Origin of the sequence: Nonomuraea sp. NPDC005650, assembly GCF_040605375.1 — a bacterium.
Lineage (GTDB): Bacteria > Actinomycetota > Actinomycetes > Streptosporangiales > Streptosporangiaceae > Nonomuraea.
The window spans coordinates 12,797-30,902 of the sequence record NZ_JBEXCR010000075.1 but is presented as its reverse complement, the minus strand read 5'-3'; the positions used below and the strand labels follow the sequence as shown (position 1 = coordinate 30,902).

The window sequence follows — 18,106 nt, the reverse complement described above, 5'->3', positions numbered from 1 at the left end:
TGTGAACCAAGGTGCGACGATTTCGGCCGCCGGCCGCTCATCGGGTGGGCGAAGCGCGCTATGGTGCGGCGATGATCAAGGTTCGGGCATTACGCGTGGCGCTTGGATCGGTGCTCGTCGTGGCCTGTGCCACGGGCAGCGCGGCCGTACTCGTCGATAGTTACGTCGTGAGCTGCGGCTACTCCTGGGGCGGCGGCCTGTCGCTCGAGTGCGACGATCCCCGGACGGAGGCCGCGATGCGGGCCCGGATGCTCACGGGCGAGCAGGCGCGCGAGGCGGGCTGTCCCGGGCTGGTGGAGGCGGAGCCCGCGCCCTCGGGCGAACCCGGCCCCACGTACTTCGTGAACATGGACCCGCCGTCCGAACCCCCTGTTCCCGCCAGGGCCACCGACCCCGCCGTGACCGCGCGCGTGAACGCCGCCTGGGACAAGATCGAGCGCTGGCTGGCCGCCCACGCCTCCGCGACGCTGCGCAAGCTCTCCTTCCCGGCCTCTCCCCGTGACGTCGACCGTTGGGAACGCAACTTCGGCGGGAAAGTCCCCGACGCGCTGTATGCGTCGCTGCTGCGGCACGACGGCGCGGAGGGCAATTTCGGCGCAGGTTTCCAGCTACCCCCCGACATCGGCCTGATGGCGTTGTCGAGCTACTCCAGCCTGCACAGCTACAACTGCATCGACCTGATCATGGCGGGGTCGGAGGAGGACGCCGACCCCGATGACGGGGTCTGGCACGGGAGTCTGCTGCCGTTCGCGTCCGCCGGTGGAGGCGACGAGCTGTTCATCGACCCGCGATCGGGCCGGGTGGGGCAGAAGGCCGGCGGCGGGCGTATCCGCTACGACGGCCCCATGAGCTGGCCGTCCTACCTGGACCTGCTGGAGGGCCTGGCGTCCGCGCTGGAGTCCGGTGGGCCGCTGCGCGAGTGGTATCCCACGGTCACCGCAGGGTGCGAGCTGCGCTGGGCGGACGAGCCCGCCGCGGCGCCGCAGGCGAACTGCGCGGGCACGCCGCGCCCTTCGCCCACCCCCACCCCGACACCCACCCCGACGCGGCCGGGCAAGGCCGAACTCGAGGCCACCGGCTGCGTCCCGCCCAAGACCAGGCCGCTCGTCCGCCACCCCGGCCCCGCCGTGACCGCCCGGGTGAACGCCGTGTGGCGGCGCATCGAGCGGTGGCTGGCCAGGAAGGCCCCTGCCGAGTACAAGAAGCTGGGCGAGCCCGCCAAGCCCATGGAGATCGCCCGCGCCGAGGCGGCCATGGGGCTGCGATTCCCCGGCGACCTGCGCGCCTCGCTGCTGCGGCACGACGGCGGTCAGCTCCAGGTCCCGCCGTTCTACCGGCTGACGTCCGTTCGGCGTTCCCGCGAGGAGTGGAAGGTCAACTGCGACGTCATGCTGCAGAACGAGGACTTGTCCGACTATTGGTGGCACGGCGCCGTCATCCCGTTCGCGGCCGGCGTCAGCGGGGACAACCTGTTCATCGACACCCGTACCGGGCAGGTCGGCGAGTTCTTTCACGAGGAAGGGCTGCGGGCCGGTCACTGGCCGTCGTACCTGGCCCTGCTCAGGGCCACGGCGCGGGCGCTGGAGACCGGCGAGCCCATCGGCGGCCTGCGGCCGGTCGTCAGGGACGGCCGCCTTGACTGGGAATCGGCCTGACGGTCGCGCCGGAGCAGTGGGGGGCGGCTACGGGCTCACTCGGGCTCGGGGAGCCGTGGTGCCGGTGACAGGTCGCTGACCAGCAGCGTCGCGGTTTGCGTGGCGAGGGAGAGGATGTCGTCGTCCGTGGCGTCGGTGCCCTGGGCGGCCAGCACGGCGTTGTGCACGCTGAGCAGGGCCATGCGCATGCGCAGGTGGTCGGTGAGCGGCGCGTCGGGGCCGAGGAGGAGCTGGGCCGCCCTGCCGATGCGCTCCAGCGGGCCGCCCTGCCGCGCGGGCATGACCGCGCGCAGCGCGGCGTGGTTGGCGGCGGCGAAGCGCATGGTCCGCAGTCCCTGCCCGCCGCTCAGGGCGATCCAGCGGCCCAGGAACTCGGCGCGCAGATCGGGCGTGAGCGGTTGGTCCGCGGCCCATTCGAGCAGGTCGTCGAGCGCGCGCATGTTGTCCTGGAAGAGGCTGAGGATGATCGCCTCTTTGCTGTCGAAGTGGTAGTAGAGCGCCGCTTTGGTGATGCCGAGTTGCTCGGCGATCTCGCGCATCGAGGTGGCGTCGTAGCCGCACTCGGTGAAGAGTGACAGCGCGGCCCGCTGGATGTCGGCCCGGGTCTGGCTGCCCTTGCGCCGGGTGCCCGTCGGCTGTCCGGTCTTCGTCATCGCGCGTCCTTTGCTGTTCAGCTCAGCTCTGTCGAAGTCTACACCCTGTTGCTTACCGGTCGGTCGGCAAGTAGATTACTAACCGGCCGGTAGGCAAACGCGGCGTGATCGAGAGAGGAAGGCCGGTATGCGAGTCATAGGGGCGGGGTTTCCGCGTACGGGGACGACGTCGCTCAAAGCGGCGCTGGAGCGGCTGCTCGGGGCGCCCTGCTATCACATGAGGGAGCTGTTCGGGCGGCCGGACGACGCCGCGGTCTGGCGCGATGCCTACGCGGGCGTCATGCCGGACTGGCACCGCTTCCTCGGAGAGTACGCCGCCGGGGTGGACTGGCCGGTGTCGTGGTTCTGGCGCGAGCTGTCCGCCGCCCAGCCCGACGCGCTGGTGCTGCTGTCGCGGCGGGAAAGCCCCGAGCGCTGGTACCGGAGCATGGACCAGACGGTGCTGGAAGGGGCGCGTCGTCTGACGCTCGGGGACTTCGCCGGCGCGCGGCCGCCGCTGGTCGCCCGTGGCACGCCCGAGCAGGCCCGCGCCAAGGAGGAGATGATGCGGGCCATGTTCGGGGGCGCGTTCGACGACCCGTTCGACCGCGACAAGGTCATCGCGGCCTACGAGCGGCACCTGGCCGAGGTTCGTGCCACCGTGCCGGCGCACCGGCTGCTGGAATGGCAGCCGGCCGACGGCTGGCAGCCCTTGTGCGCCGCGCTCGGCCTTCCGGTCCCGGACGAGCCGTTCCCTCATGAGAACACCGCGGCCGACATGCGGGACCGGATCAACGACCTCGGTACTCGTTGAGCGGGGCCATTCGCCGGGGGAGATGTGTCACATGACAGTTATCACAGGGGGTTGGTGTTAGTTGTTTCTACCGGCGAAGGGCGTGGCGGGCGAGGCTTGACCTGCAACAAGGGGCAGCGAGCAGTCCAGATGCCCGCTGCCACTCCCATCGGATCTCGGCTGCGAGCCGAGGCGGAAGGAGAGTGGGCCCGATGGCCGAAAGCCTCTACATTCTCGGTGACGAGGACCGCAAGAAGTTCGCCAGGCTGATCGCCGCCGCGTGGTCGGAGGACGAGGTGAAGGGCCGTTACGGCCGCGAGCCTCGCCTGATGCTGCTCGAGTACGGCATCGCCTACCCGGAGGGCGTGGCCACGCCGCCGCTGCCCCCGAAGCCCGCCGGCGAGTTCAGCATCGAGGAGCTCGAGGTCGCGGCCGGCACCGAGGCCCCGGCCGACGGCTGCTTCGGCTCCGCCAGCTCGGTCAGCTGCTTCACCGGCTGCGTCGCCACCGCCTCCACCTTCGGCTGCGCGGGAGTCGCGGAGGCCTGACGGTGCCGCTGGGGCGCGGTCCGGCCCGCGGGCCCGCCCCACGCCCCTTGCCGTGGCACCCGGTGGCCCGCCGCCGCCGGGTGCCACCCTCACCCCGCCCCGGCGGCCGGTTACGGCCAAGTCTCGGGTCGGTGGCATCAGGGTGGACGGCGCGGGGCCGTTGTCGGTACGGAAGCCACGAAAAACCGATAAACGGGAAAAGTCGGCAGTGATGCGTTGCCTCCGCCGGGATCGGTTGTCATGATCCGCTTGTGACCCAGACAGGGGTTCCCGGTCCGAGGACGGCGGCTCGCGCGCCACTCGAGGTGCGGCTCGGCCGCGCGGCGATCGTGACGTTCGCCGTCTACCTGATCTTTCCCACGTTCGCGTACTACATCGAGAATCCACACCCCTGGCGCATCCCAGGCATCCTCCTGACGATCGCGGTCCTCGCCCTCTACATCGCGGCCGGCTGCACCGGCCCGCGCGGGCCGTGGCACCGGTGGGCGGTGGGGGTCATGGCGCTCCTGGTCTACCTGCCGCTCCCGTTCCTGGGCGAGTGGTGGGCCGCGTCGGGCGTCTTCCTCGCCGCGATGGCGCTGGGCATCCTCCCCAGGCCGTACCCGCTGCCGGTGTTCCTGCTGGTGGGCGTCGCGGAAGCGGTCAAGTCGATCGCGCTCGGCGACGATCTCGTGGGCGGGCTGTCCTGGACCCTGTCCGTCACCGTGGCGGCCATTCCCCTGGCGGGTCTGACGCATTTCGCGGAAACGGCGCGGGTCCTCTACGCGACCAGGGCCGAGCTGGCCATGGTCGAGGTGGCGGCGCAGCGCGCGCGGGCGATGGGCGAGCTGGAGGGCATCCTCGGCAGCCGCATCGACGCCATCGCCGAACAGGGTCGCAGGGTCGTCGCCGACGTCGAGGGTGACGCGGAGACCGTCAAGAGAGAGCTCGGCCGGATGCTCGACATGGCCCGCGAGGCCCAGAAAGAGATGCGCGGCTTCGCACATCGGGAGCAGCGGCTCCCATCAGGAAATCCTGACTACCAGAAATGATGAACATCACGACACGTCGGTGTTAGTTGTTTCTGGCGGCTTTTGCCGCTGATGACGAATCTGGACCTCGTAGGCGGCCGCCCCTGACCTACCCGGAGCCCCGGGGCCTCACCAACGAGGTGACCTCATGCCAGAAGACCCCACCCTGTCCCTGGAACTGCGCAGGCAGCTCGCCAGATTCGTCGCACGCGCCTGGTCCGACGAGTCGCTCAGGCGGGAGTTCGAACGAGACCCGCGCGCCGCCCTCGCCGAAGCGGGCGTCGACTGGCCGCGTGAGCTGGCCCCACCCGACCTGCCTGACCAGCCCGGTCAGGCCATCGACCTGGAGAGCCTCGAATCGTCCGCGGGCGGCGCCCTCGGCACGATCGGCACGGTGAGCTGCCCGACCGGCTGCTTCTCCGCCTGACGACCTCGTAGGCGTGGTGGTGGGCAGTCCAGATGCCCACCACCTCGCCAGAAAAGCATCTCACACACCCGCGGCGGGAGGACTTGTGATGACTGTGGACACGATCGGCTGGGACACGACCCAGCGCAGGGCGTTCGGTGAGCTGACCGCGAGGTCGTGGCTCGACGCCGACTTCAGACTCCGGTACGAGCGCGAACCCTACTCGGTCCTGGCCGAGTACGACCTCCGGCTGGCCGACGGAGTAGGCGCCCCGGCGCTGCCGCCGGAGCCCGGCGCCGAGCTCGTCATCGAGATCCTCGACGGGTCCGAGGCGCTGCCGCCGCCCCCTCCGTGCCTGCTCAGCCTCTGCTTCTGCCTGTACACGCCGACCCCGGGAGAGTGACCCGCGATGACCATGACCGCGACGGAGGCGCCAGGAGGCGAGCGGATCGACGAGCTCGTCTCCACGGTGCGGGCCAAGGCGTGGCTCGCCGCGGCCGCGCTCATCCTGGTCGCGGGCTGCGCGGTGAGCTGGGCCTGGCTGGGGCAGGTCCGTGACGTGGTCGCCGGCACCGGGGTGCTGGTGGCGGGCGCCGGCCCCGTGCCGGTGGCCGCCCCCGTGTCCGGCAGCGTGGCCGAGGTCCTGGTCCGCGTGGGCCAGGAGGTGACCCCCGCGACGCCGCTGGCCATGCTGGCCGACGAGCGGGGACGCAGGCACGTCGTCACGGGCACGGCGAGCGGACGGGTGCTGCGCACGGCGGCCCCCGGCGCCGCCCTGGCCGCGGGCGGCACGGTCGCCGCCGTCGACCCGGCCGCGGGCCCCTTGCGGGCGCTGCTCCTGGTCGGCCGGGACAGGGTCGGCGCGCTCGCCCCCGGCCAGACCGTGACGTTCGGCGGCACGGGCGTGCGGGGCCGGGTGAGCGCGGTCGAACCGTACCCCGCCTCGGGCGAGTCGCTGCGCCCGGTGTTCGGCGAGGCCCTGCGGGCGGACGGGCGCCACCTGGTGACCGTCGACCTCGACCGGCCGGCCTGGCCGGGCGCCACGCTCACCCCGGTGTCGGGGGAGATCACCGTCGCCGTCGTCCGCCCCGTGGACGCCCTGTTCGCCGGAGGACGTCGTGGCTGAGCGCACGACCAGGCCGCGGCCGGTCCGCACCGAGCGCCGGCCGCAGATGGAGGACGCCGACTGCGGGCCCGCCTGCCTGAGCACGATCTTCGCCCACCACGGCCTGCGCGTCCCCCTGCGCGAGATCAGGGAACGGTGCGGGGTGGGCAGGGACGGGCTCACGGGAGCCGGGCTCAAGGCGGCGGCCGAGGAGTACGGCTTCACCATCGGCGGCTTTCGGGTGGAGGCCGACGCGCTGGAGACCTTCCCCGTCCCATCGATGATCTTCGTTGACCAGCGGCATTACGTGGTGCTGGAGGGCATGCGCAAGCGGTGGGCCTACCTCAATGACCCCGCCGTGGGCAGGATCCGGCTGAGCAGGGAGGAGTTCCGGCGGCGATTCAGCGGGATCGTACTGGTGCCGCGTCCGGGCGAGGGCTTCACGCCGGGAGGGCCGCGGTTCCCCATGGCCCGCTCGGCGCTGGCGAAGGTGCGGCCGTACCTGTCCACGCTGCTCGCCATCGCCGTCATGGCCTTCATGCTGGCCCTGCCCGCGGCGGTCACCGCGCTGCTGACCCGGCTCCTGCTGGGCAAGGTGCTGGTCGCCGGCGGCGCGGCCTGGTCCGCGCCCGTGCTCCTCGGGCTGCTCGGCTGCGTCGGCTTCACCCTGGCCGGCATGTGGGCGCAGCAGCGGCTGCTCAGCGCCGTGCAGCTGGCGATGGCGGCCGACCTGTCCGGCCGCTACGTGTGGCGGCTGCTCAGGCTGCCGGGCGACCACTTCCACCGGCGGCAGACCGGTGGCCTGGTGACCAGGACGTCGTTCGGCGCGGGGCTGGCCCTGCTGCTGTCGGACCGGGTCGCCGCCGTCATCGCGGCCCTGCTGACCATGGTCGTGCACTCGTCGATCCTGTTCGCCTTCCACCCGGCCTTCGCCGCGGTCGCCGTGCTGCTGGCGGCGGTCAACCTGGTGGCGATGCGCGCGGTCAGCCGCCGTACCGCCCCGCACCAGCAGCGCTTCATCTTCGACGAGCACCGCAGGGACAGCCTGGCCTTCAACGGCGTCTCGATGGCGGAGTCGCTGAAGGCCGACGGCGCCGAGGGCTGGTTCTTCGCCAAGTGGGCGGGGCTGTCGGCGCGGACCATGTCGGCGGCCCAGGAGCTGATGCGGGTCACGCAGGCGCTGATGGTGGTGCCCGCCGCGCTCGGCTCGCTCGCCGGGGCCACCATGGTGATCACCGGGGCCGTGCTGATGGCCCGCGGTGAGGTCACGATGGAGACCGTCATCGCGGCCCAGCTCCTCGTCGGCGCCTTCCTCGTACCCATGTCCTCGCTGGTCGGGGTCGGCGCCGAGGCGCAGGTCGTGGTCGCGCAGACCAGCATGCTCGACGACGCCCTGTACGCCGAGCCCGACCCCCGCCACGCCGAGCCCCCCGGCGCCCCCGAGGGGGCGGGGGGCCTGCGCGGCACGGTGGAGTTCGACGGGGTCACCTTCGGATACGACCGCCAGCGCGGGCCGGTGATCGAGGGGCTGTCGTGGCGCGCGGAGCCCGGCCAGCGCATCGCCATCGTCGGCCGCACGGGCAGCGGCAAGTCCACGGTCGCCCGCCTGCTCACCGGCGCGGTCGTGCCGTGGTCCGGGCAGATCAGGTTCGACGGCGCACCGAGGGACGAACTGCCCAGGGAGACGCTCTCCACCTCGATCGGCTACGTGGAGCAGAACCTGCAGGTGTTCGAGGGCACGGTGGCCGACAACCTGACGCTGTGGGACCCGACGGTTCCCGCGTACCGGCTGGGCCGGGCGGTCGGCGACGCCTGTATCGCCGAGGTGGTCCACCGCAGGGGCGGACTGTCGGGCGGCTGGGTCGAGGAGCGGGGCCGCAACCTGTCGGGCGGCGAGCGGCAGCGCCTGGAGATCGCCCGGGCGCTCGCGCTGTCCCCCTCGGTGCTGGTGCTGGACGAGGCCACCAGCGCGCTGGACGCGGAGACCGAGGCCCTGGTGGACGCCAACCTCAAGGCCAGGGGCTGCACATGCGTGGTCATCGCGCACCGGCTCAGCACCGTACGCGACAGCGACCTGATCCTCGTGCTGGACCGCGGCAAGGTCGTCCAGCGGGGAACGCACGCCGAGCTCATCGCCGAGCCCGGTCCCTACCGCACGCTCGTCGAGGAAGCGGCATGAACGGACACCCCGTCAACGACCTGACCGGCTACCCCGTCAGCGAGATCGAGCTGATCGACCCCCACGCCTGCTGGCGCGTGGTCAACGGCTCCGTCGACGTCCTGCTGGCGCCCGTGGACGGACGGGGCCCCCGCCGCCGCGTCGTCCGGGTGGAGAGCGGGCAGCTCATGCACGGCTTCGCCGCCACCGACCTGCCGCAGGGCTACACCGTCCTGGCCTCCCCGGCCGACGGGACGTCGGTGCGCCGCGTCCGCAGGGACGCGGGCGCGCGGTCGGCCTGGGCACGCCGTCTCTCCCACCCCTCCCTGCACGACGGCCCGGGCGGCGGCCGGACGGCGGCGGACCCGCCGGGCGACCGCGAGCTGCGCGCGCTGCACCGCGGGGTGCTGGAGCAGGTGCTGCTGCTGGCCGAGGCGGAGGAGGCCGACCGGGACAACTGGCGCGCGGCCAGGGTGGCGGCCACGAGCGAGACGCTGCGGCGGTCGTTCGCCGACGTCGGGGTCGCCGCCGGCGCTCCGCCCTCCCCTGACCGGCCCAGGACGACCGCCGAACACGCCGCGAAGGTGGTCAGGACGCTCGGCGACCACTGCGGGTTCGCCGTGCGGGAGAGCGCCGCGAGCTCCGGCGACCCGCTCGGCGCGGCGCTGGACGCCGCCAGGGTCAGGCACCGGAAGGTGAGCCTGTCGGGCCGATGGTGGCGCAAGGCCACCGTCCCCATGATCGGCTTCACCCGGGAGGGCGGGCGGCCGGTGGCGCTCCTGCCGCACCGGGGCGGCTACCACGCCGCGGACCCGGCGGCGGACCCGTGCCGGGTGACCGAGTCCGTGGCCGCCCGCCTCGCCCCGGATGCCCGGCAGATCTACCCGCCGCTCGGCGAGGGCGTCACCACCCCCCTCGCGCTGCTCAGGTTCGGCCTGCGCGGCGCGGGCAGGGAGCTGGCCTGGCTCCTCGCGGCCGGCGGCGGCGCCGGGCTGCTCGCGCTCGGCGTCCCGTTGTTCACCTTCAGCCTGCTGAGCTCCGCGTCGAACCCCGCCGACCGGCCGGCGACGATCTGGATCGCGCTGATCATCGCCGCCATGGTGTGCGCGAGCGCCCTGCTCCTCGCCGTGCGCAACTCGGTGCTCGTACGCGTCCACGGCCGCCTCCAGGAACGGCTCGAACCCGCCGTCTGGAGCCACCTCATCTCCCTCGACCTGCCGTTCTTCAACCGCTACAGCACCGGCGAGCTGGTCCAGCGCGCCAACGCCATCTCCGACATGCGCAAGGCGCTCGGCGAGGCCGCGGTCAACTCCCTCCTGGGCGGCATGTTCTCGCTGCTCGGCCTGCTGGCGCTGGTCGCCGTGGACTGGCGGCTGGCCCTGGTCGCGCTGGGCGGGGTGGGCGCGCTGCTCGCCGTGCTCGCCGGGCGCGCCGTCCGCCAGCAGCGGCACGAGCTGGTCATGCACGAGCAGTACGGGAAGGTCTACTCCCTGCTGTACGCGTGCCTCGGCGCGATCGACAAGATCCACGTCGCGGGCCGGGAGGCCCAGGTGTTCGGACTGTGGTCCCGGCTGTTCGCGACCCAGCAGCGCGCGGCCGCGGCGGTCCAGCGCGAGCGGGCGGTGTCGGCGGCGATCGGCGCCTCGGCCCAGCCGGCGCTGCTGCTGCTCCTCGCCGTCACGGGCCTGGCCTGGGGGGTCCCGACGGCGTCCTTCGTGATCGCCGCCGTGGCGCTCGGCCAGTTCGTGCTCGCGCTCGGCCAGATGAACCGGGCGGTGGAGGCGGCCTTCGCCCTCCTGCCCCGGTTCGAGCGGCTGCGTCCGGTGCTGGAGCGGGCGCCCGAGACCTCGCCGGGCGCGAAGGACCCGGGCGAGCTGAGCGGGCTGGTACGGCTCGGCGGCGTCTCCTTCGCCTACCCCGGCACCGCGATGCGGATCCTCGACGACGTGTCGATGGTGTTCAGGCCGGGCGAGCTCGTCGCGGTCGCGGGCCCGTCCGGCGCCGGCAAGTCCACCCTGGTACGGCTGCTGCTGGGCTTCGACCAGCCCCGCACCGGCCAGGTGCTCTACGACGGGGGCGACCTGCGCGACCTCGACCTGCGCCGGGTGCGCGCCCAGGTGGGCGTGGTGATGCAGCAGGCCAGAGTGCTCAGGGGCTCGATCCTGGAGAACATCATCGGGGATGTGCCCGGCGCGACGGAGGAGGACGCCTGGTGGGCGGCCCGCCTCGCCGACCTGGACGGCGACATCGCCGCGATGCCCATGGGCCTGCACACCGTCGTCGGGGAGGACAACGCGTCCTTCTCGGGCGGTCAGCTCCAGCGGCTGCTCATCGCCAGAGCGCTGGTCAAGCGCCCGCGCATCCTCATCCTCGACGAGGCGACGAGCGCCCTGGACAACCACACGCAGGCGCTGGTCAGCCGGAGGATCGCCGAGCTGGACATCACCCGGATCGTGATCGCGCACCGGCTGAGCACCATCAAGTCGGCGGATCGGATCTACGTACTCGACCAGGGGAGGGTCGTCGCCGACGGCCCCTTCGAGGAGCTGACGGACGACAGCCGGCTCTTCGCCCGCATGGTCCGCCGACAGGAGGTCTGAGATGACGGTCTCGGTTCACCCCGGATACGCCGAAGCGAGAGGCGAGGGCCTGCTCGCGGTTCCGGGCGGGGACGAACGGCTGATAGCCGTGCTCGCCGCGGCCGCGCCCTTCCCCGAGCGCGTGTCGGGAGAGTACTTCGTCCCCGTGGCGGGGCGCAGCCCGCGCCAGGCGTCCGAGCGCACCAAACGCTGGCTGAAGGCCGCCGTCGGCGACGACGAGGACGCCAAGCGGGCGCTGCTGCACCACCGCAGGCGCTCCGGCCGCGACCTCGGCGCCGGGCTCGTCGACGTCCGGCTCGCCGACCCGCGCAGGCTGCCCGACTGGGGCTACGCCCTGGTGGACTTCCTGCTCGCCCAGCCGCCCACGGCCGCAGCCGACCCCGCGACCGGGCGGCCGGGCTCCCCGTTCGTGGCGTTCAGGCGCGCCGTCAACCGGCTGGTGGACATGAAGGACGGGACCGTACGCGGAGTCCCCGTCACGCCCGAGGCGTGCGAGGACATCGCGGGCCAGCTGATCGAGCGCCTGACGCAGGTCTGCTTCTCCGGCTTCGCGTTCGAGGCGCAGCTGGCCGGCACCGCCAACGACGTGTCCGCCTGGCTGCAGAGCCCCGGCCTGGACGTCAGCCAGTCCGGCTGGCTCGACCGGCTGGAGACGCTCCCGGGCCTGGCCTACGTCATGGGCATGGCCTGCCTGCAGTGGCGGCGCGTCGTCCACGAGCTGTTCGACCGGTTGAACGCCGACCTGCCGGAGCTGCGCAGGACGCTGTGGGGCTGGACCGCCCCGGGGCCGGTCACCGGGTACTCCGGCGACTCGGGGGACCCGCACAACCACGGCCGGGTGGTCACACTGCTCACCTTCGCCTCGGGCGAGCGGGTCGTCTACAAGCCGAAGGACCTGCGCTCGGTGGTCGGGCTGATGGACGTGTGCACCCTGCTGAACAACCATGGGCTGCCGCTGGCCCTGCACACCCGCGCGGTGATCCTGCGCGACGGCTACGGCTGGGAGGAGTACGTCACCGCCGAGCCCGCCACCGACGAGGACAGCGTACGGCGCTACTACACGCGCCTGGGCATGCTGGCCAGGCTCGCCCAGTTCCTGGAGTGCCGCGACCTGTGGGCCGACAACCTGGTCGCCAAGGGCGACACGCCGGTCTTCATCGACCTGGAGAACGTCCTGCAGGCCCGCATCAGCAAGCCCGCCCTCATCGGCGACCGCATCCAGTCCCTGTGGGGGAGGGTCGAGGAGACGGTGGTCAAGACCGCCGTCATCAGCTTTCCCCGGGTGATCGCGGGCGGCGTCCAGGCGCACGACATCGGCTGCATGGCCGGGCTGCAGGAGCAGGTCGCGCAGAACCCCAAGTGGTATCCGCTCGGCTGGGAGGCGCCGCCGTACCGGCCCACGTGGGGCGCGGGCGAGCTGGCCGACCCGAGCCGCTACGCCGACGAGGTGGCCGACGGCTACCGGCAGATGCAGGACTGCCTGGCGAGCAACCGGGAGCTGCTGGCCGACGCCCGCGGGCCGCTCGCGCTGCTGGAGGACGCGCCGGTCCGCTACATCTGGCGCAGCACCTGGGACTGCGTCGAGCTGCTCGGCATGAGCCTGAGCCCGGGGGCGCTGATCGACGGGATGGCCAGGGAGGTCACCCTCGCCCACCTGTTCCGCAGCGCCCGCGAGACGCTGCGGCGCGACCCTGGGCGTGAGGACATCCTGGAGATCGTCGAGCAGGAGATCGACGCGTTCCGCCGGATGGACGTCCCCCTGTTCGTCTCCAGGCCCGGATCGGACTCGGTGTTCACCCCCGACGGCGTCGAGATCCCCGGGCACTTCTCCGGCACGGCCTGGCAGCGGCTTCAGGACCGCCTCGCCGACCTGGCGGGGTTCCCGGTGGACGAGCAGCTCGCCGTGCTGGAGACCTGCCTGGACTTCACCGGCGCGGGGCAACTGCCCACCCTGTTCCCCGGCCCCGGGCCCCGGCCCCGCACGGTGCGCGAGATCGGCCAGTACGTCTACGACCTGTCGGGCCGCCGGGAGGAGCCCGAGGCCGAGGTGCTGCTGGCCCGCGCCGGCGAGCTCGCCGACCAGGTGCTCGCCAGCGCCGTCCCGCTCGGCAGCCCCATGGGCGGCCCCGTCGGCGAGCGGTCCGGCTGGATCGGCGTGGTCACCTATCCCGCGCACGGCCTGGACCAGATCGAACCCCTTCAAGGCGACCTGCTCACCGGCACCGCCGGGCTCGCCGTCTTCCTCGCCGAGCTGTACGCCAACACCGGCGCCCCCGGCCACTGGACGGCGGCGCAGGACGCACTGGACGCCGCGGCCGAGTTCGCGACGCTGTCCACGCAGTCGGGCGTCTACCGCAGGATGTGCGGGACACTCGCGCCCGTCGGGGCGTTCGTGGGGCTCGGCTCGGCCATCTACGCGCTGAGCCGCTGCGGCGCCACGCTGGCCGACACCAGGCTCGTGGAGCGGGCGGCCGCGCTGGTGCCGCTCGCCGAGGGCCAGCTGTCCCTGCCGACCTGCGCGGAACCCGTGCTGGGCCGGGCCGGGCTGCTGCTCGCCCTGCACAAGCTGCGCGAGGCCTCCCCGGTGGCGGTCCCCGCGGCCGAGGCGCTGGCCGCGCGGCTGCACGTGGAACTGCTGGCCGAGCTGGCCGACGGCCGCGCGGCCCGGTCGCCGTACCCGCCGGGTGTGCCCGCGCTCGACGGGGTGCCCACCGGGATGGACGGGCTGGTGTGGGGGCTGGCGGTCAGCGCCCGCGCGCTGGGGGAGACCGGCGCTTCCGCCGCCGCGCCACTGCTGGCGCACCGGTTCGCCCTCGACACGCCCGGCTCCCTGCTCGCCGCCGTCGCCACCGCCCACCTGCTCACCGGCGAGGTGCCCGGCGATCTGCGGGAGCGCGTGGCCAGGTACTGCGCGCCCGACGCGGGGCGTTCCTGCGCGCGGCTCGTCGTGGACACCGAGGTGGCGCTGCACACCGCCCGCCTGACCGGCGACGGGGCGCTGGAGCGCTCCGCCCGCGAGCTGGCCGCCGAACTGCTGCGCCGCCGCGACCACACGGGCCGCTGGTTCGCCGACCGGCGGCGCGCCGACCGGCTGTCCCTGTCCGCCACCGACGGGCTCGCCGCGGCGGGGCTCACCCTCCTCCGGCTCGCCGACGACCAGGTCGCCTCGCTGCGCCTTGTCCACTGACCGAAAGGAACGCCATGGACGCCCGACCATCTTTCCGCCGCCACTTCAGGGTCGAGGTCATCGAGGGAGACGGGGTCTTCCTGATCACCGAGCGCGACACGCACGTGCTCACCGGCCGGTCGATCGAGGCGGTGGCCGGCCTGCTCGACGGCAAGCACACCGTCAACGACATCCTGGTCGCGGTGGAGCCGGACGTCCCGCCGGAGAACGTCTACTACGTGCTCCACACGCTCAGGCAGCGCGATCTGCTGGTCGACGTCACCGAGGACCTGGAGCGGCGGACGGCCGCCTACTGGGAGATGGCGGGGCTCGAGGCGCAGGAGGCCGTCGCCGCGGTGCGCGGCGGGCGGGCCGAACTGCTCACCGTCGGGGACGTGCCCGCCGAGGAGCTGCGGGACCTGCTGGCCGCCGAGGGGGTGGAGGTGACCGGCCCCGGGGAGGACGCGCCGCTGAGCGTCGTGCTGACCGACGACTACCTGCGCGGCGAGCTGGCCGAGATCAACCGGCGGCACATGGCGGAGCGACGGCCGTGGCTGCTGGCCCGTACGACCGGCCCCGTCCTCTGGCTGGGCCCCGTCTTCCAGCCGGGGGAGGGCGACGGCGGCTGCTGGCGATGCATGTCCCAGCGGATGGAAGGGCACAGGCAGTCGCTGACGTACGTGGAGGACAGGTTGCGGGCCGGCCGGCCGCTGGCCCTGCCCGCCGCCGACCTGTCGCTGACCCGCGGCGCGGGCGTGCGGCTCGTCGCGGCCGAGGCGGCGAAGTGGCTGGCCGGGGTGCGGACCCCGCAGCAGCGGGATCTGATCACGTTCGACACCATGCAGCTCGGCGCGACCCGCCACGAGCTGCGACGCCGGCCGCAATGCCCCGAATGCGGCGACGCCGGCCTGATGGCCGCGGCCGCGCAGTCACCGGTCGAGCTGGGCTCGCGGCCCAAGACCTTCACCGCCGACGGCGGCCACCGTTCCCGGCACCCGGAGGACACCGCCGAGCGGTACGCCCACCTGGTCAGCCCGGTCACCGGCGTCATCCGCGAACTCACCCGGATGGACACCAGGACGCCGTTCGTCAAGGCGTACGTGGCCGGCCACAACTTCTCCCGGGAGACCCGCGACCTCGCCTCGCTGCGCAAGGGACTGCGGACCCAGAGCGCCGGCAAGGGCATGACCGACCTGCAGGCAAAGGTCAGCGCCATGTGCGAGGCGATGGAACGCTACTCGGGCATCTTCCAGGGCGACGAGGCCAGGCGCAAGGCGAGCCTGCGGGAGCTCGGCGCGGACGCCGTCCACCCGAACGCCTGCTCGCTCTACAGCGACACCCAGTACCGCACCCGCGGGGAGCTCCGCGCCACCAACAGCTACTCCTTCGTCAGCGCCCCCCTCGACGAGGACGCCGCAATCGAATGGACGCCCGTGTGGTCGCTGACCGAGCGGCGGCACAAGTACCTGCCCACCGGCTACCTGTACTACTACTACAACGACTCCCGCTCCACCGGCCCGCTCTACACCTGGGCCGACTCCAACGGCAACGCCGCCGGCTCCTCCCTGGAGGACGCCGTCCTGCAGGGCTTCATGGAGCTCGTCGAGCGGGACGCGGTGGCCGTGTGGTGGTACAACCGCCTGCGCCGGCCCGCCTTCGACCTCGGCACCTTCGCCGACCCGTGGATCTCCGAGTTCCAGGAGGTCTACGCCGGTCTCGGCCGCGATCTGCACGTGCTCGACCTCACCAACGACCTCGGCGTCCCGGTGGCCGCCGCGGTCAGCCGCCGGGTCGACGGGCCGAGCGAGGACATCCTCATGGCCTTCGGCGCCCACTTCGACGTGCGCATCGCCGTCCAGCGCGCCCTGGCCGAGCTCAACCAGTTCATCCCCGCGGTCATCGACGTCGGCCCGGACGGCGTCACCCGCTACCGGTTCCCCGAGCCCGACCAGGTCAACTGGTGGACCAACGCGCGCATCGCGGACCACCCCTACCTCGCGCCCACCGCGACCGCCGTGCCCGCGTCCGCCTACTCCCGGCCGGCCACCGCCGACCTGCTCGACGACGTCGAGGCGGCCCGCGCGCTGGTCGAGGAGCGCGGGATGGAGATGCTCGTGCTCGACCAGACCAGGCCCGACATCGGCCTGCCGGTCGTCAAGGTCATCGTGCCCGGCCTGCGCCACTTCTGGCGGCGGCTGGCCCCCGGCCGCCTCTACGACGTGCCCGTACAGCTCGGCTGGCTCGCCGAGCCCACCCCGGAGGAGCAGATGAACCCCATCACGATGTTCCTGTGACCGCTCCAGCGCCCTTACCCATGGTGGGCCTGCGCGAGGACGCCGTCGTCGACTCCGCGGACGGCGTGCTGACCATCGCGCAACCCTTCGGCACGGTCGCCCTGCGCGGCCTGCCGCAGGCCGTCGAGTCGCTGCTGCGCGAGCTGCCCGGGACGCTGGCGGGCCAGGACGACCTGGCCGAGCGGCTCCTCGCGGCGGGCGGCACCAGCCACGACGCTGCCCTGCTGTACCTGACGCTGTCGCGGCTGCGCCCGGTCCTCGTCCACGCGGTCGAGCCGCTACTGCGGGTGGTGCCCATCGCCCGCGACGCCCGGTTCCTGCCGCCCGCCCTGGCCCCCGGCGACACCGTACGCCTGTCGAGGTTCGCGCTCGTCCGCAGGGCGGAACAGGGACTCGTCCTGGAGTCCCCGCTGTCCCGGCACCGCGTCACGCTCACCGAGGACGCCATGCCGCTGCTCGCGGCGCTCGGCCGCCCGGTCATGGTGAAGGAGGCGCCCGAGGCGATCGGCCACCTCGTCGCCGCCGGCATGGCGTTCGCCGGCGACGCCGAGGAACGCGACCCCGCGCTGCGCTCCTGGGACTTCCACGACCTGCTCTTCCACGCCAGGAGCAGGTCGGGGCGGCACGACCAGCCGTTCGGCGCGACCTTCCGCTTCCTGGACGAGACGCCGCCGCCCCCGGTGATCAAGCAGCCTCCCGAGGCCGCCGCCGTGGAGCTGTACGCGCCCTCCTTGGAGGAGGCCGCCGCGGCCGATCCGCCGTTCACCACCGTGCTGGAGTCGCGCAGATCGGTGCGCCAGTACGCCGGCGCGCCGACGGTCCGGCAGCTCGGCGAGCTGCTCTACCGGGCCGCCAGGGTCAGGCGCGTCTTCGGACCGGCGCCCGGCATGCCCTACGAGGCCAGCAGCAGGCCCTACCCGGGCGGCGGCGCCGTCTACGAACTGGAGCTGTACCTGACCGTCGCCCGATGCGAGGGCCTGGACAGCGGCGCCTACTACTACGACCCGCTCGGCCACAGGCTCGTCACGCTGCCCGCCAGGGCCGAGGACACGCGGGCGATGCTGGCCGCGGCGAGCCTGGCCACGGGTGGGACGGCCAGTCCTGACGTGCTGATCACGATCACCTCGCGCTTCCAGCGCATGTCGTGGAAGTACTCCTCGATCGCCTACGCCGCCACGTTGAAGACCGTCGGCGCGCTCTATCAGACCTTCTACCTGGTGGCCACCGCGATGGGCATGGCGCCCTGCGGCCTCGGCAGCGGAGACGCCGACCTGGCCGCCCGCACCTTCGGCCTCGACTGGGCCACCGAGTCATCGGTCGGGGACTTTCTCATCGGCGGCACCCCCGCCGGGTCCGATTCGAACAGAGAAGGAGGCCGGTGATGGCCGAAAGCATCTACATCCTCGGGGACGAGGACCGCAAGAAGTTCGCCAGGCTGGTGGCGTCGGCGTGGGAGGACGCCGAGCTGCGCGGCCGCTACGAGAGCGACCCCAGGGGCCTGCTGAGCCAGTACGGCATCGCCTACCCGGAGGGGGTGCCGACGCCGCCGCTGCCGCCCAAGCCGGAGGGCGAGTTCGACATCACCGACCTGGAGTCGGCCGCCGGCTCGTCCGCGCCCAGCTCGGTCAGCACCGTTCTCACGCTCACCTCCATGACCGGGCCGAGCGTCCCCTCCACGGTCGGCGACCCGACCTGACCCCGATCGCGCCCGTGTCCGGAATCCGGCAGGCGACGGGCCT

14 protein-coding genes are annotated in these 18,106 nt (G+C 73.0%); 13 read left to right on the top strand and 1 reads right to left on the bottom strand.

Annotation, left to right across the window (positions count from 1 at the left end):
* The first annotated feature begins 71 nt into the window (after positions 1–71).
* Entirely contained in the window at positions 72–1,655 is a 1,584-nt protein-coding gene (locus ABZS69_RS63155) for an SMI1/KNR4 family protein (protein WP_355393452.1), read from the top strand.
* 35 nt (positions 1,656–1,690) lie between these two features.
* Here ABZS69_RS63155 and ABZS69_RS63150 read toward each other — a convergent pair whose 3' ends face one another.
* Positions 1,691–2,308: a helix-turn-helix domain-containing protein gene (locus ABZS69_RS63150; protein WP_355393449.1), complete on the bottom strand. Its 618-nt coding sequence runs from the start codon at positions 2,306–2,308 to the stop codon at positions 1,691–1,693.
* A gap of 127 nt (positions 2,309–2,435) precedes the next feature.
* Here ABZS69_RS63150 and ABZS69_RS63145 point away from each other — a divergent pair, with 127 nt between their 5' ends.
* The 12 genes from ABZS69_RS63145 to ABZS69_RS63090 all read left to right on the top strand — a co-directional run bounded on the left by ABZS69_RS63145 (position 2,436) and on the right by ABZS69_RS63090 (position 18,063).
* Positions 2,436–3,101 (top strand): sulfotransferase family protein, encoded by a 666-nt coding sequence (locus ABZS69_RS63145; RefSeq protein ID WP_355393446.1) that lies wholly within the window; start codon positions 2,436–2,438, stop codon positions 3,099–3,101.
* Between the two features lie 191 nt (positions 3,102–3,292).
* Positions 3,293–3,628, top strand: coding sequence for a thiocillin family RiPP (locus tag ABZS69_RS63140; protein WP_355393443.1), 336 nt, complete (start codon positions 3,293–3,295; stop codon positions 3,626–3,628).
* Between the two features lie 251 nt (positions 3,629–3,879).
* The gene (locus tag ABZS69_RS63135) at positions 3,880–4,659 is read left to right on the top strand and encodes a hypothetical protein (RefSeq protein WP_355393440.1); all 780 of its coding nucleotides are present in this window, start codon (positions 3,880–3,882) and stop codon (positions 4,657–4,659) included.
* 127 nt (positions 4,660–4,786) lie between these two features.
* Complete coding sequence (locus ABZS69_RS63130; protein WP_355393438.1) at positions 4,787–5,065, top strand: hypothetical protein; 279 nt, start codon at positions 4,787–4,789, stop codon at positions 5,063–5,065.
* 88 nt (positions 5,066–5,153) lie between these two features.
* Positions 5,154–5,447 carry a hypothetical protein gene (locus ABZS69_RS63125; RefSeq protein WP_355393436.1) on the top strand — a complete coding sequence of 98 codons (294 nt, stop codon included), beginning with the start codon at positions 5,154–5,156 and terminating at the stop codon, positions 5,445–5,447.
* Between the two features lie 6 nt (positions 5,448–5,453).
* On the top strand, positions 5,454–6,170 hold the full coding sequence (locus tag ABZS69_RS63120; RefSeq protein ID WP_355393433.1) for a hypothetical protein: 717 nt from the start codon (positions 5,454–5,456) through the stop codon (positions 6,168–6,170).
* Positions 6,163–8,328, top strand: coding sequence for a cysteine peptidase family C39 domain-containing protein (locus ABZS69_RS63115; RefSeq protein WP_355393430.1), 2,166 nt, complete (start codon positions 6,163–6,165; stop codon positions 8,326–8,328). Before ABZS69_RS63120 ends, ABZS69_RS63115 begins: the two co-directional genes overlap by 8 nt.
* Complete coding sequence (locus tag ABZS69_RS63110; RefSeq protein WP_355393427.1) at positions 8,325–10,907, top strand: ATP-binding cassette domain-containing protein; 2,583 nt, start codon at positions 8,325–8,327, stop codon at positions 10,905–10,907. Before ABZS69_RS63115 ends, ABZS69_RS63110 begins: the two co-directional genes overlap by 4 nt.
* Position 10,908: 1 nt before the next feature.
* On the top strand, positions 10,909–14,094 hold the full coding sequence (locus tag ABZS69_RS63105) for a type 2 lanthipeptide synthetase LanM (RefSeq protein ID WP_355393424.1): 3,186 nt from the start codon (positions 10,909–10,911) through the stop codon (positions 14,092–14,094).
* 14 nt (positions 14,095–14,108) lie between these two features.
* Positions 14,109–16,367 carry a TOMM precursor leader peptide-binding protein gene (locus ABZS69_RS63100; RefSeq protein ID WP_355393421.1) on the top strand — a complete coding sequence of 753 codons (2,259 nt, stop codon included), beginning with the start codon at positions 14,109–14,111 and terminating at the stop codon, positions 16,365–16,367.
* Positions 16,364–17,749 carry a SagB family peptide dehydrogenase gene (locus tag ABZS69_RS63095; RefSeq protein WP_355393418.1) on the top strand — a complete coding sequence of 462 codons (1,386 nt, stop codon included), beginning with the start codon at positions 16,364–16,366 and terminating at the stop codon, positions 17,747–17,749. Before ABZS69_RS63100 ends, ABZS69_RS63095 begins: the two co-directional genes overlap by 4 nt.
* Positions 17,749–18,063, top strand: coding sequence for a hypothetical protein (locus ABZS69_RS63090; RefSeq protein ID WP_355393415.1), 315 nt, complete (start codon positions 17,749–17,751; stop codon positions 18,061–18,063). The genes ABZS69_RS63095 and ABZS69_RS63090 overlap by 1 nt, the downstream gene beginning before the upstream one ends.
* Positions 18,064–18,106: the final 43 nt, after the last annotated feature.